14 protein-coding genes and 1 pseudogene are annotated in these 15,935 nt (G+C 38.6%); 10 read left to right on the top strand and 5 right to left on the bottom strand.

Annotated elements, in window-relative coordinates:
• The first annotated feature begins 102 nt into the window (after positions 1-102).
• From OD757_RS02830 to OD757_RS02815, 4 genes are all read left to right on the top strand, one after another.
• Positions 103-1,860: a GspE/PulE family protein gene (locus OD757_RS02830; protein WP_263030792.1), complete on the top strand. Its 1,758-nt coding sequence runs from the start codon at positions 103-105 to the stop codon at positions 1,858-1,860.
• Between the two features lie 75 nt (positions 1,861-1,935).
• Positions 1,936-2,295: a NirD/YgiW/YdeI family stress tolerance protein gene (locus tag OD757_RS02825; protein WP_263030791.1), complete on the top strand. Its 360-nt coding sequence runs from the start codon at positions 1,936-1,938 to the stop codon at positions 2,293-2,295.
• A 107-nt stretch (positions 2,296-2,402) separates the two neighbouring features.
• Positions 2,403-3,065: a response regulator transcription factor gene (locus tag OD757_RS02820; RefSeq protein WP_009389992.1), complete on the top strand. Its 663-nt coding sequence runs from the start codon at positions 2,403-2,405 to the stop codon at positions 3,063-3,065.
• Positions 3,062-4,402, top strand: coding sequence for a sensor histidine kinase (locus tag OD757_RS02815; protein WP_263030790.1), 1,341 nt, complete (start codon positions 3,062-3,064; stop codon positions 4,400-4,402). The genes OD757_RS02820 and OD757_RS02815 overlap by 4 nt, the downstream gene beginning before the upstream one ends.
• A 72-nt stretch (positions 4,403-4,474) precedes the next feature.
• Here the strand turns inward: OD757_RS02815 and hemP are convergent, their stop codons facing one another.
• The gene (gene hemP, locus OD757_RS02810; protein WP_004643472.1) at positions 4,475-4,645 is read right to left on the bottom strand and encodes a hemin uptake protein HemP; all 171 of its coding nucleotides are present in this window, start codon (positions 4,643-4,645) and stop codon (positions 4,475-4,477) included.
• Positions 4,646-4,781: 136 nt separating this feature from the next.
• Between hemP and OD757_RS02805 the strand changes: the two genes are divergently transcribed.
• The gene (locus tag OD757_RS02805; RefSeq protein ID WP_263030789.1) at positions 4,782-5,684 is read left to right on the top strand and encodes an NUDIX domain-containing protein; all 903 of its coding nucleotides are present in this window, start codon (positions 4,782-4,784) and stop codon (positions 5,682-5,684) included.
• A gap of 27 nt (positions 5,685-5,711) precedes the next feature.
• Here the strand turns inward: OD757_RS02805 and OD757_RS02800 are convergent, their stop codons facing one another.
• Together OD757_RS02800 and mrcB are read right to left on the bottom strand one after the other, a co-directional pair.
• Positions 5,712-6,263, bottom strand: a complete 552-nt coding sequence (locus OD757_RS02800; RefSeq protein WP_263030788.1) for a tetratricopeptide repeat protein — start codon at positions 6,261-6,263, stop codon at positions 5,712-5,714.
• A 21-nt stretch (positions 6,264-6,284) separates the two neighbouring features.
• Positions 6,285-8,681, bottom strand: coding sequence for a penicillin-binding protein 1B (gene mrcB, locus OD757_RS02795; RefSeq protein WP_263030787.1), 2,397 nt, complete (start codon positions 8,679-8,681; stop codon positions 6,285-6,287).
• A 185-nt stretch (positions 8,682-8,866) separates the two neighbouring features.
• Between mrcB and OD757_RS02790 the strand changes: the two genes are divergently transcribed.
• Positions 8,867-9,775, top strand: coding sequence for an NAD(+) kinase (locus OD757_RS02790; protein ID WP_004791221.1), 909 nt, complete (start codon positions 8,867-8,869; stop codon positions 9,773-9,775).
• The gene (locus OD757_RS02785; RefSeq protein WP_004791223.1) at positions 9,772-10,044 is read left to right on the top strand and encodes a YeaC family protein; all 273 of its coding nucleotides are present in this window, start codon (positions 9,772-9,774) and stop codon (positions 10,042-10,044) included. The genes OD757_RS02790 and OD757_RS02785 overlap by 4 nt, the downstream gene beginning before the upstream one ends.
• Positions 10,045-10,242: 198 nt before the next feature.
• Here the strand turns inward: OD757_RS02785 and OD757_RS02780 are convergent, their stop codons facing one another.
• Positions 10,243-11,259 (bottom strand): glycosyl transferase family protein, encoded by a 1,017-nt coding sequence (locus OD757_RS02780; protein WP_263030786.1) that lies wholly within the window; start codon positions 11,257-11,259, stop codon positions 10,243-10,245.
• 504 nt (positions 11,260-11,763) lie between these two features.
• Between OD757_RS02780 and OD757_RS02775 the strand changes: the two genes are divergently transcribed.
• Both OD757_RS02775 and OD757_RS02770 read left to right on the top strand, forming a co-directional pair.
• Positions 11,764-13,122 (top strand): dicarboxylate/amino acid:cation symporter, encoded by a 1,359-nt coding sequence (locus tag OD757_RS02775; RefSeq protein WP_009389883.1) that lies wholly within the window; start codon positions 11,764-11,766, stop codon positions 13,120-13,122.
• A 161-nt stretch (positions 13,123-13,283) separates the two neighbouring features.
• A complete protein-coding gene (locus tag OD757_RS02770) occupies positions 13,284-14,429 on the top strand; it encodes an acyl-CoA dehydrogenase family protein (RefSeq protein WP_263030785.1) in 1,146 nt (381 codons plus the stop codon).
• Here OD757_RS02770 and OD757_RS02765 read toward each other — a convergent pair.
• Positions 14,426-14,605: pseudogene (locus OD757_RS02765) on the bottom strand (hypothetical protein); the annotation flags it as partial. The gene OD757_RS02770 and the pseudogene OD757_RS02765 sit on opposite strands and share 4 nt — an antisense overlap.
• A gap of 169 nt (positions 14,606-14,774) precedes the next feature.
• Between OD757_RS02765 and pheA the strand changes: the two are divergent.
• Positions 14,775-15,884, top strand: coding sequence for a prephenate dehydratase (pheA, locus tag OD757_RS02760; RefSeq protein WP_003650703.1), 1,110 nt, complete (start codon positions 14,775-14,777; stop codon positions 15,882-15,884).
• Positions 15,885-15,935 lie beyond the last annotated feature (51 nt).

Here is a 15,935-nt window from a genome sequence, read left to right as displayed (position 1 = left end):
ATTTGAAGTTAAAGAATATTTAAAAAGGAGGGCTAATATTTTTTTGGTGAGATAAATCAAAAACATCTCTGCTATATTATAAAAATATATTGGGGATAACGCATGAATGCACATGTAGAAATAGATACATATTGGTGTCTAGAACAATTATTACAAGAAGGCCGGATTACGGAACGAGATAAATTACTGGTACAGTCGAGCCACCGCCAAAAAGACCAGCTAAAGTGGCATCCATTACAGTGGATTGCACATTTTAATTTAAAAGATCAGCAGCACACACACGCTCATTTAAGTTTAAACCGCTTGTGTTTATGGTTTGCAGATCGGGTTCAGCTCCCTTTATTTGTGATTGATCCTTTAAAGGCAGATGTGAGTGCTTTAACGCAGGTCATGTCACAAGAATTTGCTATTCGCAATCATATTTTAGCTGTTGAAATTCATGCTGACCGAATCATGATTGGTACAGACCAGCCTTTTCAAACAGATTGGTTAAATAATTTAGAGCGGAGTCTAGCGCCTAAAAAAATTGAACGAGTATTACTTAACCCTGAACAGTTGCAACGCTATTTGCGCGAATATTATCAGGTCAGTCGTGCAGTAAACTCAGCTCAAAAAGATGCAGCTCATGAACGTGACGCTAAAAATGTTGAAGCTCTTTTGCAGCTTGGTGATAGTCAAAACCCAGATGCGAATGATCAGCATATTGTGAAATTAGTCGACTGGATTTTACAGTTTGCATTCGAGCAGAGTGCCAGTGACATTCACATGGAACCGCGTAAAGACAATGGCAAAGTCAGGTTTCGTATTGATGGTGTATTGCACACCATTTATAACATGCCATCAAATACACTGACCGCCGTGATTTCGCGAATTAAAATTTTAGGGCGTTTAAATGTAGCGGAAAAACGTAAACCGCAAGATGGTCGATTAAAAACTCGGACACCTAAAGGGCAAGAAACTGAACTCCGTTTATCAACCTTGCCAACTGCTTTTGGTGAAAAACTGGTTATGCGGATTTTTGATCCAGATGTGTTGGTACGTTCTTTTCATCAACTTGGTTTTGAAGAGAGTTTATTACAACAGTGGCAACAATTAACAAAAAATAGCCATGGGATTATTTTGGTTACTGGTCCTACAGGTTCAGGTAAAACTACAACGCTATATTCTTCTTTAAAGCAGCTCGCAACAGATCAGGTCAATGTATGCACCATTGAAGATCCAATTGAAATGTTAGAACCTAGTTTTAACCAAATGCAGGTTAATAATGCAATTGAATTAGGATTTGCAGATGGTGTTCGTGCACTTATGCGACAAGACCCAGATATTATTATGATTGGAGAGATTCGCGATCAAGATACAGCAAATATGGCCATTCAGGCAGCATTAACCGGTCATTTGGTGGTATCAACTTTACACACCAATGATGCGCCGTCTAGCTTGACTCGTTTACATGATTTAGGTGTGCAGCCATTTTTAACAGCAGCCACCATTTTGGGTGTTCTCGCACAGCGTTTGGTACGACAGCTTTGTCCGCACTGCAAGCAACAAACTCATATTAATGAGGATGAATGGCAACATCTCACATTTGACTACATTATGGACATGCCAGAAAAAGTTTATCAGGCAGTTGGGTGTGAACAATGTCGTCATACAGGCTATAAAGGGCGAGTTGGTATTTATGAATTTATGCCAGTCAGTCTTGAGCTTAAGCATCTTATTAGTAGCCATATGACCTTAAATGATTTGAGAACGCAAACTAAAAAAGAAGGTATAGAACCCTTAAGAATTGCAGGCGCTCGTAAAGTGATTGATGGCCTTACAACTTTAGAAGAGGTATTGCGGGTCGTGCCATTAAATTAACTTTTTCTTAAGATTCACCTCATCTATGTCTGTTGTACTTACACTATTCCAAGATGTGATTAAAAAGGTGATCTTATGAAAATACTTAAAGCAATACTAATGACTACAGGTCTAACAGCGGCTGGTGTGGCTGTAGCGAATACACCTGTGAACCAGGCAGCAATTGCTCCAGCAACGCTAACAACTGTTAAGCATGCATTAACGGCAAAAGATAATACACCAGTCAAATTACATGGGCAGGTTGTAAAATCTTTAGGTGATGAAAAATATCAATTTCGTGACAAGACAGGTAGCATTACAGTTGATGTAGATGATGAGCTTTGGCAGGGGCGTCCTATTTCAGCAAATACAAATGTCACTCTAATTGGTGAAGTAGATATCGACTATAAGCCTTTAAAACGTGTAGAAATTGAGGTAGATCAAGTTCAGTTCTAATTTATTGATCTCTGAATCTACTATTTTTAGCCGCATTTAAATGATGCGGCTTTGCTTTTTTTATAAAGGCTTGGCAAGATCAAATTAGCATAGAACAGGAAATATAGATGAGAATTTTGCTTGCAGAAGATGATCGCTCTCAAGCTGAAAGTATTCAATCATGGTTAGAGTTAGATGGTTATCAGGTTGATTGGGTGGAAAGAGGTGATTATGCACTTACGGCAATTGAGCAGCATGACTATGACTGTATTTTACTTGATCGGGGACTGCCGCAATTAGCGGGTGAAAAAGTTCTAACAACGATCCGTTATAAACAAAAAAATGTTCCTGTTATTTTTATTACTGCACGTGACAGCATTCATGACCGGGTAGAAGGATTAGATTTAGGTGCGAATGATTACTTGGTTAAACCTTTTAGTCTAGAAGAGTTATCTGCCCGAATCCGTGCTCAATTACGCAAACAAACTTTGAGTCAGCAATCGGTTTTAACATGGGGCGATCTGCAACTCGACACACAAGCGAAAGTTGTATTAAGCGCTGGTAAGACTATCGATTTAACGGCAAAAGAATTCCAAATATTACGTAAGTTGATGGTTCATCCTGAACATATTATTACCCGTGATCAATTAGAAGAAGCGCTTTATGCATGGGGTGAGGAAATTGAAAGTAATGCGATAGAAGTATTTATTTATCAGCTTCGAAAAAAAATCGGGAGTAGCTGCATTAAAACCATACGGGGGTTAGGCTACCGTATGGGAGATTTAAAATGAAATCAAATCGCTCATCTTTGCAGTCGCAACTGGTTAAAACCACGATGTGGAGTAGTGTCGTGGTGGGCTTGTTGGCTTTAAGCTTACTCACCATATTTTCTGTTTATCACAACATGTCAGTGCAAGACGAAATCATGGATGAAATTTCAGATACTTTGCTGGTTTCTGATCTTTCTAAACACTCTATGAAACAGTTTGATCAGCTCAGTGATGAATTTGATATTCAATATGAATTATTAAGCTCTGGTCAATTACTTACACATTCTCATAGCTATCAGCACGAGCTTTTTGAACAAGGAAACTTATCAGAAGGCTTTTCATATTTTTGGTTTGATGGTCAATTATGGCGTAGTCTGGCTGCACAACAAGAAGACTCTCAACTTCACGTTGAAGTCTTTCAGCCAATGAGTACCCGTATTGAAGAAGTACTTAAGGCACTTGCTGGGTATAGTGGACTTATGGTGTTGTTCTGGCTGCTACAATGGGTCATTGTCAGTTGGCGTACTGAGCAACAATTGGCTGCGCTAAATTTACTTTCTAAACGTATTGCCCAAAAAACAGCATCAAATTTAGAACCCATTCAAGACCCAGATGTCATTACAGAAATTCAACCTGTGATTGATGCTCTAAACCAATTACTCGCAAGGTTGCAAAGGGCATTAGTGGCAGAACAGCGTTTTACCGCAGATGCTTCTCATGAGCTACGATCTCCATTGTCTGCCATACAAATGCGTCTTCAGGTTTTACAACGTAAATATCAAGATGTTCCAGAACTTCATCAAGACTTTGAGCGCATACAAGAAGACGTTTCAAGAAGTACAAAAGTACTTGAAAATTTACTCCTTCTGGCTCGCTTGGAACCCAATGAAGTAGAGCAACCAGAACTTCCTAAAACAACTATCGATTTGAATTACTTATTGGCCAGAGTCATTGAAACTGTAAATTTAGATGCGCAAGCTAAACAAATGTTGATAAAGACAAATACTTTATCGACAGAAACTAAAACATATGCGAATGAAGAGTTACTGTTTATTGCTTTTAGAAATTTATTTGATAACGCCATTCGTTATAGCCCGACACTAGGCTCTATTCATGTTGAGATGAGTCAGGATGAACAACACATTAAGGTTTCTATAGAAGATACAGGAACTGGTGTAGATGATGAGGTATTGCAACGTTTAGGGCAGCGTTTTTTTCGAGTATTGGGTACTCAGCAGCAAGGTTCAGGGTTGGGAATTTCGATTACACGAAAAATTATTGAATTACATAATGGCGAGTTGCGTTTCATGCATGCTGAACAGGGCGGTTTGAGGGTAGAAGTTAATCTTCCTTTATAAAAAATAGCATGGTTACCCATGCTATCCATTTTTTGTTTTCCCACGAATATTATTGAAACGCGAGTGTATTTTTTATTTAGTTAAAATTAGACGATTGTTGCGAGTGAGGCGTAAACGATATTCCTCGCCAGCATGCATAATGCGGATTTCACGGCCTAATGCAAAGAGGTTATTAGAATGTAACATTGGTAAGGCATGAGCTGTTTCATTGTTACGAGTAAATAAGCTAAAAGGTGCGTTCATTTGTTGTGCTCCGTGGTATGTTCTTGAACGATTTAAATGATAATCATTATCGAATAGATCTGTCAATGAGATTTTTAAGATTTTATAAAATGATAAAATTTGCTTACACTTGAGAAAAGTTTTAGAGAGTAAAAAAATGCCCAAACCTATCGTCGATGTCGCTATAGCAATCTTGATCCATCGCGGAAAAATATTAGTAGGATGGCGCGAAGAGCAGCAGCATCAAGGTGGAAAGCATGAGTTTCCGGGAGGAAAGGTTGAACAGGGGGAAACACCCGAAGAAGCCTGCCGCCGTGAAATCTATGAAGAAGTCGGTATCGGTTTAAAAGATTGGCACCAGTTTGATTATATTCACCATGAATATGATGACATTATTGTCAATTTACATTTATTCCATAGTTATGTGCCTGATGAGTTATTAAATCTTATTCATCAACCATGGGTATGGTACACACGTGAACAGCTACTTCACTTAAACTTTCCAAATGCGAATAAAGACATCATAAAACGACTCTATTGGCCTCATCTCATTAAAATTAGCAATACGCTCACACCCGTAGAGAGCAGTGAGGCTTTATTGTATTGGCGTATAGAAGAAGATGGTTCTGATCAGAGATATTTAGAGCAATTAACTACTTTAGATGAAAATCAGTTATCAAATTTAATTATTAATATCGATATCTGGCAGCAATTGAACCCTGAATTAAAAAAACAGATTAAGACCGTTCATTTAAAACAATCTCAGCTCATGAATTTGCATAAGGGCGATTTAACCGTGGGCCTACGCCATATTGCCGCTTGTCATGATGCTGTTTCTTTAAAGCAGGCTGAGCAGATTGGCTGTGACGCTGTTTTTATTAGTCCTGTACAACCAACAACGACTCATCCAGAAGCCGTAGCATTAGGTTGGGAGCGTTTTGCAGATTTAGCCCAAAATAGCCAAGTTCCAGTCTTTGCATTAGGAGGCGTGCATCCTGATGATTTAGCCACTGCACAGCAGCATGGTGCATATGGCTTGGCAGGTATTCGTAATTTTTAAAAAGAAAATAAACACAAGCATTAAAAGCTAAAGAGCTTTTAATGCTTGTTGCGCTTCTTGAACAGTTTTTTGATTATTGTGTTGTTGTCCGACTTTTAAAATGACTAACCAAAGCTGCTTTTTCATTGCTTGACTTTGGGCAAAACTCAAACCACGTCTTGCCAAAGATTCAGCATTAGAATATTGCTGTTTATGATTTGCTGTAAGGGCAAGAAATAAATAGGTCTCCGCCGCTTGTGGTGCTAAACGCTGCGCTTGAAGTGCATAGCTTTCAGCTTGTGACCATTGCTGGTTTTTGTAAGCCTGTTGCGTTTTTTGCATTAAGACTTTAAATGCAGGTAATTGACTTCCATCATCATTAAAGCGTTGCAGCTTTTTTTGCTGCGGAACAATGACCTGTAAATTTTTGCGTTGAATTTCCGGATGCTCATAAGGTGTAATTTTTACACCCGATGGAGTTTCCGTATTTTTCTTCACTGGCGGAGTAGGTGTTTTATCTTTGGAGTCAGAATGATCAGGCAAAGTTGTACAGCCGACCATAAGCACAGCACCAATATAAAAAACACCTTTCTTTAACATATCCTAATTTCCTGTTAACGCTTAGTTGTTATAACTACCACTTGAAATTACACGTGAGTTGTTTGACAGATCTTGTTCCATCTGATTTTCACTTTCACGAATATAACTGTCGGTATTATCATCCTGAGAGTCAGGAATTGTGTTATCACTTTGTGGCGTATATGTTGGATCAACTTGATAATAAGGTGCTCCACATGGCGTAGCACGGTGCGGAACCGTATGCGTTAGCATAGGAATATACATAGCACCATCACAAGCCTGAGCAGATAAATCACCTGATGCACGATCAATCCACTGCCACTGTACAGTGTCTGGTTGACGTAGATTCACAGGGGTCTGGCGTAACTGTTTCATCACATTAATCCATACTGGCAATGCACCAGATGAACCTGTTAAACCTGTTACTTTATTATCATCTAAACCTAACCACACGACAGCCACATGATTACCTGAGTAACCCGCAAACCATGAGTCACGTGTATCGTTAGTCGTACCTGATTTACCCGCCAATTTTAAAGCTGGAGATAAGCTGCTATAGGCTGCACGACCAGTACCCGAAGACATCACCTGTTGTAAACCATAATTCATGATATAGCCAACAGCCGGATCAATCGTTTGTTGAACATTAAGCCCGTAACGGTCAAGCAGACGACCATTGGCATCTACGACAGATCGAATTGCACGAGTTGGATATTTAAAACCGCCTGTAGCGAAGTTTTCATAGATTCCGAGCACTTCCATTGGTGACATATTGACTGCCCCCAGGAAAATAGAAGGGTAGGCAGGAATGGTTGATTCAACACCAAACTTTCTTAAATTATTAGTAAATGTCGATAGACCAAATTCTTGACCTAAACGTACAGCAGATAGGTTATATGAGTTTGCTAATGCTTCGCTCAAGCTGACTACACCATGTCCGCCACCACTATAGTTTTTAGGTGTCCAGCTTTTACCGCCGTCTACAGGAACACTAATCGGTGCATCTTCAATTTGACTTGCCCAGTTATAACGTCCAGATTCAATAGCACTTAAATAAATCACAGGTTTTAATAAAGAACCGACCTGACGTTTTGCATCTAACGCACGGTTAAAACCAGTAAAGTCTTGTGTAGAGCCCACTGCCGCAACTAACTCGCCATTTTCAGGATGTGCAATGAGTACAGCGCCTTGTAAGTTTTTCAAACGAGCTGGATTACTATTAGCTAAACGGTCTACTGAAGCTTTAAATGCGTTTTGAACCTGAGTTTGAGTAATTGGGTCTAAAGTCGTAAAAATACGTAAGCCCTGATTAGTTAAATCACTTTCTTGATATTCTGTACGCAATTGACGACGCACAATATCTAAAAAGTCTGGGAATTTTGCAGGGCCTAAACTTGGTTTACTCAATACATTTAAAGGACGTGCAATTTCGTCTTCGTATTCGGCTTGAGTTAAATAGCCCATCACACGCATGTTATTTAACACGGTATCACGGCGTTTTTTTGCACCTTCAGGGTTTTTCCAAGGATTATATAAAGAAGGGCCTTGAACCAAACCTACTAAATAAGCTTGTTGTGCAACATTCAGCTCACGTAACGGTAAACCAAAATAAAATTGAGAAGCCAAACCATAGCCATTAATTGAGTAGCTTCCATTTTGGCCCAGATTCACTTCATTTAAATACGCTTCTAAAATTTCATCTTTGCTGTAATGCAGCTCAATGAGTAAAGCCATTAAAGCTTCATTCACTTTACGTTTTAACGTGCGTTCAGGTGTAAGGTAGAAGTTTTTAACTAATTGTTGAGTCAGGGTTGAACCACCTTGACGCTTTCCGCCTGTAACATTACTCACTAATGCACGGGCAGTACCACGGATCGAAACGCCATGATGGTGATAGAAATTACGGTCTTCTGTGGAAATTAAAGCTTCAATGAGTGGTTTAGGGACATTATTCAGTTTAATGAGTACACGATCTTCATTGTGTTGAGGATAAATTCCTCCAATGAGTAACGGTTCCAAGCGTGCAACGCCGGTTGAAGAAGGTTTAGTACTTCGAACTTCAACAACTTGATCATTTGCAAAACTTAACTCTAGTACTTGTTCAGGTTCAACACTGTCACCGTAATCAAAACCACGTGTGTGGATATACATATTGCTACCTTGAGCAACATAGCTTCCAGACTTGTCATAATTACTTGAAGTTTTGTAACCCAATAGCTTTAATTCTTGAGTGAAATTTGCTTGAGAAATAGGCGCGTTATTATAAATTTCTAAAGGTCGTGCAAAGACTTTGGCAGGAATATCCCACCGCTGGCCTTCAAATTTTTCACGGATAATATTATCTAAACGAATCAGATAGATACTAAGAGCAATAAAAGCACCAATGACCAAAATGGAAAAGATTAGTGCAAAGAAACCGATACCACGTTCAAACTTCATAAAAATGAGATAAAACCCTAACAATGCCTGTAATGATGCGATAGCTTGTCATCAATTTGCAATGATAAAACTGTGAATAATTGGAAAACTTAGATTGAATTTTACAGCATCTTGTAGTTATGTTTTTTTAAATTAATCAGGTTAATGTTATTATAGGCAAGTATCGCAGCGGAGCTTACTCATTCGTGCAAATTTCACATAAGTCCTTCAGAAACGTCGGGTTAATCGGTCGACCAGATAAATCATCAGTTGTAGAAACACTATGTTTAATTCATGATCATTTGTTGAACCTAGGCTTAAACCCCATTTTTGATCAGGAAACTGCTGAATTAGTGCCTTATGATCATGCACAGGTCGTGAGCCGTCATTTATTAGGTGAAGTTGCTGATTTGGTTATTGTGGTTGGAGGTGATGGTTCTTTACTCCATGCGGCAAGAGCTTTAGTTCGCTACAATACACCTGTTATTGGCATTAACCGCGGACGATTAGGTTTTTTAACTGATATCAAACCCTCAGAAGCCATTTTTAAACTTGATCAAGTCCTTCAAGGACACTTTCAACTTGATCGCCGTTTCTTACTTGAAATGGAAGTGCGAACAAATGGCGAAGTCATTTATGATGCCATTGCTTTAAATGATGTCGTACTACATTCCGGTAAGTCGGTACATATGATCGACTTTGAGCTCAATATTGATGGGCAATACGTTTATCGCCAGCACAGTGATGGTTTAATTGTTTCGACTCCAACTGGATCAACAGCGTATGCTTTGTCAGGTGGTGGACCAATTTTACATCCAAGTATGGATGCGATTGCATTAGTTCCAATGCATCCACATACATTGTCATCACGTCCTATCGTAGTCGGTGGACAAAGCGAAATTAAAATCGTTATTCGCGAAAATCGGGTGTTACCAATGGTAAGTGCAGATGGGCAACATAGTATATCGCTGAATGTCGGAGATAGTTTACACATCCGCAAACATCCATTTAAACTAAGTTTATTGCATCCACCAGGTTATGATTTCTATATGGCCTGCCGTACCAAACTTGGTTGGAACCAAGATTTTGAATCTTTCCAAAGAGATGAATCATGAATATTGAACAAATGCTATCTATTTTAAACCCTGAGATTGTAGAGCGTTTAAAAACAGCAGTAGAAATTGGTAAATGGCCAAATGGCGTTGTTTTAACAAAAGAGCAGCGTGAAACTTGTATGCAAGCTGTAATTGCTTGGGAGTTAAAGAACTTACCAGAAGAGCAGCGTAGTGGCTATATTGACCGTGGTACGAAAGAAGAGGGTGAGGTTTGTGAAGATGATCATCACAAACATGAACCTGAGTTTAAACCGATTCGTTTTGTTTAAAACAGCATTTTAGAATAAAAAGATAAATCGTATTAGCATTTGCTATCGCGTGGGCGACATGGATGTCGCCTGTTGAGCAACAGTACAAGAACGTACTGTTTGCTCAACGAAAGATTTTTGTTACTTTTCATCTTTGAAAAGTAAATATTGCCTATATGTAACCATATCGAAAAGACATAGCGTATAAGGCTGTATGAACTAAATTTTATCTTTTAGCCCTGAATTTCTTGTTTCCCATAATACTTTTGCTTTTTCTATCGCTTCTTCAAAACTAGCAACAACCCCCATAGTATATAGTGCAATTCCCATTGTTTCAGTTACTGCCATTTCACCGTATTCATGGTGCTGTTGACCTAGCCATACTGCTTTAAAAGTTGCTAAATCTAACTCTTCTTCAATTGGACTTCGTTCAGGTGTGAGTTTCGGTAACTCATGTTCATAGAGTTCACCATTTTTGATACCACAAATGAGTGTTTTTGCGTCTGGATTTCGCTCAAATTCACCACCTTCACCCTTAATGACTGCACTATTTTGATAGCCTAAGCGTAGGGCACTATGTTGATGGGAAGTTCTATAGGCAGGATGGAATATTGCTTGTAAGGTGGCTTTAGCATTAAAAGGATTAATTAAGCGGGCTAAAGTATGAATCGGTGAGCGTAATCCCATCACATTTCTTAAAGAAATTAGTTCACTCAAAACGGGTGAAATCACTTCTAAAGGTAAATAAGCAAAATTCTGTTCTGCGAGTTGCGTGCGAACTTCTTGTTCAGAGTGACAAATTGGATAACCCAGATATTCTAAAACCTGCTCGGTATAGACGCGGTTAAGCGTGTGGCCTGATGCACCATGCATAACAATTTTATGGCCATGTTGGGCAAGCGTGAGCGCTGCTAAAAGAAACCATGGGTAATGTTTACGTTTACCAGCATAAGATGACCAGTCTAAATCGACGTCTAATGGCTGAAAATTGAGTTGATCTCTAGTGGCTTGAACAAATCCTGCGAGTTCATCAATTGATTCTTCTTTAACCCGAAGCAGCATCAAAAAAGCGCCTAACTGAACATCAAGCACTTCACCTTTTAAAATCATGGTAAATGCCTGATAAGCTTCTTCATAGCTTAAAGAACGCGAACCACTTTTTCCCTTACCTAAAATACGGACATATTGAGCAAAGGGGTGTTCAGCATCTTTATAGATATTACGTTTAGTATTCATCGTAGTTCAAAAACAATAAAAATGATGGGATGCAGGCAACTCAAAATGAAATGTCCACAAATATTTAATCAATATGACATAAAAAACTGTCGAAAAAATATCAAAAGTGTTTCTTATACTAAAGTCTTAGGGCTGCATGAGTGTTTTTTATGCGTATTAGCTAAAAATTTAACCGAATCATAATTTAATTCGAGTACACTTTCTCGTGCTTTTTTGAGCACTCATATCATAATTTTCTGTGATTCTCCTATATCTTCAGCTTTTTATTGAAAAAGTAAGAGGTTATTTCTAACAACTCAAAGTAGTTAGAAACTTCAGGTATTCTCCTGTTTTAGAAAACAGCTTTTTTGTTTTCATTGAGGTAGTAGGAAGGTTTTTTGTTTACAAAGAACCGTTTCCCTTTTGCGGTGTTCATGTGAAAGGTTAGGGCTGTGTATTCGTAAAGAATAGACGTTTCATTTTGGTATTTCCAACGGACTTGGAAATATAGATTGAAGTAAAGTTATGGCTAAAAAACCGATTTATAAATCACTTTATTTTCAGGTGATTATTGCGATTATTGCGGGTGTTTTGGTAGGGCATTTTTCCCCAAGCTCAACGCAAATTGTCAATGGTGTCGAACAACATATCCCAGGTTTAGGTGAGAAACTCAAGCCATTAGGTGATGCCTTTATTCGTTTGATCAAGATGATCATCGCACCCGTTATTTTCTGTACCGTAGTCAGCGGTATTGCTGGCATGGAAAGCATGAAGTCAGTCGGAAAAACTGGCGGCGTTGCGTTGTTATATTTTGAAGTTGTTTCAACAATTGCACTTCTGATTGGCCTTGTTGTAATTAACATTGCTAAACCGGGTGTAGGGATGAATATTGACCCTACAACTCTAGACACTTCGGGCATTCAAAAATACGTCAGTTCTGGTGAGTCACAATCTACCATTGATTTCTTAATGCACATCATCCCAGATACGGTTGTTGGCGCATTTGCAAATGGTGAAATCTTACAGGTCCTTCTTTTTGCAATTCTTTTTGGTTTTGCTTTACATAAGTTAGGTGATGCAGGACGCCCAGTTTTAAAATTTATTGATCAAGTTGCACATGTGTTCTTTAACATTGTGAACATGATTATGAAACTGGCTCCGATTGGTGCATTCGGTGCTATGGCGTTTACCATCGGTAAATATGGTGTTGGTTCACTTGTACAATTAGGGCAACTCATTCTCTGCTTCTATGTTACGTGTCTACTCTTTATCTTCTTGATTTTGGGTACAATCAGCCGTATGAGTGGATTCAGTATCCTCAAAATGATTCGCATGATTCGTGAAGAACTCTTAATTGTACTTGGTACATCTTCTTCTGAATCTGTTTTACCTCGCATGTTACGTAAACTCGAAATTGCAGGTTGTGAAAAGTCTGTAGTTGGTTTGGTTATTCCAACAGGTTATTCATTTAACCTAGATGGAACGTCAATTTATTTGACCATGGCTGCAATCTTTATTGCTCAAGCAACAAATACACAGCTTGATATTCAACATCAGATCACTTTGTTGTTAGTGCTCTTAATTTCATCTAAGGGTGCGGCGGGTGTAACTGGCTCTGGTTTCATTGTTATGGCGGCAACTTTGTCTGCTGTAGGTCATATTCCAGTTGCAGGTTTGGCATTGATTTTAGGTATTGACCGTTTCATGTCAGAAGCACGTGCTTTAACTAACCTTGTTGGTAACTCTTTAGCGACAATTGTTGTTGCTAAATGGGTCGGTGCTTTAGATAAAGATAAACTCAATGATGCCTTAAATAATCCAGATGAAGTCGACAGAAAAATGATGGAACCAAAAAATCCTCAGGTCGCTGAAGGTCTAGATTAATTCAAACAACCCAATAAAAAAGGAAGCTAAAGCTTCCTTTTTTATTGGCTGACTGAAAAGTACAGTTTTAATGAGCAGCTATGCCATGACAGTTGCTAAAAAAATGATTAGCATGCACAGCAATGAGATTCGATAAAACAATAAAGCTGAAGGAAAATATTATGTTGGCATACGATGCAGATTTAGAATTATTCCGTGATAATTTTAAACGTTTTATGAGTGAGTATATTGCACCGCACTACGACCAATGGGAACGCGAAGGAATCATGCCTCGTTCAGTTTGGAATCAACTGGGTGAAAATGGCTATTTATGTGTGGATATTCCAGAAGAATATGGTGGTTATGGAGTTCCGACCTACTATTCATTAATGTTGGTTGAAGAGTCTGCACGTGCTGGTTTTTGTGCATTATCGACAGCTATTTCTTGTCACTCTGAAATTGCTGCACCTTATATTTTACATATCGGGACAGAAGAGCAAAAACAACATTGGTTACCGAAAATGGTAACAGGTGAAGTTGTTGGTGCAATTGGTATGACTGAACCTGGAGCAGGCTCGGATTTACAATCAATGCGTACCAGTGCTATTTTGCAAGACGATCACTATTTATTAAATGGTTCAAAAACCTTTATTTCAAATGGACAGCATGCTGATCTTGTTGTACTTGCAGTAAAAACTGATCCCCAAGCACGTGCAAAAGGTGTGTCATTATTATTGGCAGATACACATCTGGAAGGCTTTAAGAAAGGCACAAATTTAGACAAAATCGGTCTACATTCTCAAGATACATCTGAGTTGTTTTTTGACAATGTGAAAGTACCTAAAAACCAGTTACTTGGTCAAGCTGGGCAAGGTTTTGCTTATTTAATGCAAGAGTTACCTCGTGAACGTACTGCAATTGCATCTACTGCAATTGGAGCTATTCGCGGTGCGATTGATTTGGCAACAGCTTATGTAAAAGAGCGCCAAGCATTTGGTCAACCCATTTCACAATTCCAAAATACACGTTTTGTTTTAGCACAAGCAAAAATTGATGAGCTTGCAACAGCGGCTTTTTATGAAAGAAATGTGGCTTTATATCAAGAAGGCAAACTAGATGTAGAAACAGCTGCGGCATTGAAAAGTTTCAGTAGTGATATGCAAATGAAGGTCGCAGACAACTTACTCCAACTTTTTGGTGGTTATGGTTATATGACTGAATATCCAATTTCACGTTTCTTTGTAGATGCCCGTATCCAACGTATTTACGGTGGTACAAATGAAATTATGAAAGAAATCGTAGCCCGTGGATTAATTGGCAAAGCCTAATTAAATAGATTTAAAAAAAAGCCTACCTTTGAGTAGGCTTTTTTATTATTTAGCTGTTTTGGTAATGGCCCATCAAATAATGATTTACAGCTTTCTAGGTTTTGACACGAAGCAAACATAAACGCTTTGGGTGGGCTCATATACAAATTCATAATATGCTGTTCAGCAGGGTTATAAAATGGCCCAAAGAAAAGTAAGTGAAAATCATTATCAAATAAGATAATTCAAGAAATGTGAGCAAAAAGGTTAATGAAAAAAGCTCTTACAGCTATATTGCCTAACAAATCAAAGCAGACTATTGTTATACTCTCGTTCAAAAGATGATTTTACTGAGGCTGCATTCCAATGATCAACGATGATCAAAACAAAACGACTTCTCTTAGTTTAGAACAAATTCGCGAAGATATTGATAGCGTGGATCAACAGATTCAAGAATTATTAAATCGACGCGCAAGCCTTGCTGAAGCTGTTGCGAAAGCTAAATTTGCTTCCGAAGAGAATCCTTTGTTTTATCGTCCTGAACGTGAAGCGCAGGTTTTACGTAAAGTTATGGAGCGTAACCAAGGTCCTTTGTCTGATGTAACCATGGCGCGTTTGTTCCGTGAAATTATGTCTGCTTGCCTTGCTTTAGAAGCACCGCAAAGTATTGCATTTTTAGGGCCAGAAGGTACTTTTACACAATCTGCTGTGCTTAAGCATTTTGGTAAGGATGCTGTTGTACGCCCACTTCCAACGATTGATGAAGTCTTCCGTGAAGTGGAGGCAGGTAGTGCACATTATGGTGTAGTTCCAGTTGAGAACTCATCTGAAGGTGTTGTAAACCATACCTTAGATTGCTTTAAAACATCGAATTTAAATGTGATTGGTGAAGTTGAATTACGTATTCATCATCAATTCCTCGTTTCTGAAAATACACGAAAAGACAGTATTAAGCAGATTTATGCTCATCAGCAAACTTTGGCTCAATGTCGCCAATGGTTAGATGCGCATTATCCGGGTGTTGAGCGTGTTGCTTTAAACTCAAATGCAGAAGCTGCGCGCCGTATTCGCAACGAATGGCATTCGGCAGCGATTGCATCTGATATTGCAGCAGGCATGTATAACCTTGAAATCTTACATAGCAATATTGAAGATAATCCGGAAAATACCACGCGTTTCTTAGTGATTGGCCGTGAAAAAATTCCACAAAGCGGTAATGATAAAACATCGTTATTGATTTCAGCACATGACCGTGCGGGTGCTTTATTAGAAATTTTAGCACCATTTGCAAAACATAATATTAGCTTAACAAGTATTGAAACTCGTCCAGCGTTGCCTGAAAAGTGGGCATACGTATTCTTTATCGATTTAGAAGGTCATATCGAACAAGAAAATGTTGCTGCTGCGATTAATGATATTCGCCCAATGGTGAAAGAGATTCGTATTTTAGGTTCTTATCCTGCCGCTGTTCTGTAATCACTTATGTTGGAATAATGACATGCATCAAGATAAGCATGTCATTATGCT

The organism is Acinetobacter sp. AYS6 (assembly GCF_025630795.1).
Lineage (GTDB): Bacteria > Pseudomonadota > Gammaproteobacteria > Pseudomonadales > Moraxellaceae > Acinetobacter.
Note: the sequence above shows the minus strand (reverse complement) of the source record. Positions and strands in the feature narration are given on the sequence as shown.

Coding starts and splice junctions, on each gene's coding strand:
- OD757_RS02775 (WP_009389883.1), top strand. CDS start 11,764: ATGGCTAAAAAACCGATTTATAAATCACTTTATTTTCAGGTGATTATT.
- OD757_RS02780 (WP_263030786.1), bottom strand. CDS start 11,259: ATGAATACTAAACGTAATATCTATAAAGATGCTGAACACCCCTTTGCT.
- pheA (WP_003650703.1), top strand. CDS start 14,775: ATGATCAACGATGATCAAAACAAAACGACTTCTCTTAGTTTAGAACAA.
- OD757_RS02825 (WP_263030791.1), top strand. CDS start 1,936: ATGAAAATACTTAAAGCAATACTAATGACTACAGGTCTAACAGCGGCT.
- hemP (WP_004643472.1), bottom strand. CDS start 4,645: ATGAACGCACCTTTTAGCTTATTTACTCGTAACAATGAAACAGCTCAT.
- OD757_RS02815 (WP_263030790.1), top strand. CDS start 3,062: ATGAAATCAAATCGCTCATCTTTGCAGTCGCAACTGGTTAAAACCACG.
- OD757_RS02770 (WP_263030785.1), top strand. CDS start 13,284: ATGTTGGCATACGATGCAGATTTAGAATTATTCCGTGATAATTTTAAA.
- OD757_RS02800 (WP_263030788.1), bottom strand. CDS start 6,263: ATGTTAAAGAAAGGTGTTTTTTATATTGGTGCTGTGCTTATGGTCGGC.
- OD757_RS02820 (WP_009389992.1), top strand. CDS start 2,403: ATGAGAATTTTGCTTGCAGAAGATGATCGCTCTCAAGCTGAAAGTATT.
- OD757_RS02785 (WP_004791223.1), top strand. CDS start 9,772: ATGAATATTGAACAAATGCTATCTATTTTAAACCCTGAGATTGTAGAG.
- OD757_RS02805 (WP_263030789.1), top strand. CDS start 4,782: ATGCCCAAACCTATCGTCGATGTCGCTATAGCAATCTTGATCCATCGC.
- mrcB (WP_263030787.1), bottom strand. CDS start 8,681: ATGAAGTTTGAACGTGGTATCGGTTTCTTTGCACTAATCTTTTCCATT.
- OD757_RS02830 (WP_263030792.1), top strand. CDS start 103: ATGAATGCACATGTAGAAATAGATACATATTGGTGTCTAGAACAATTA.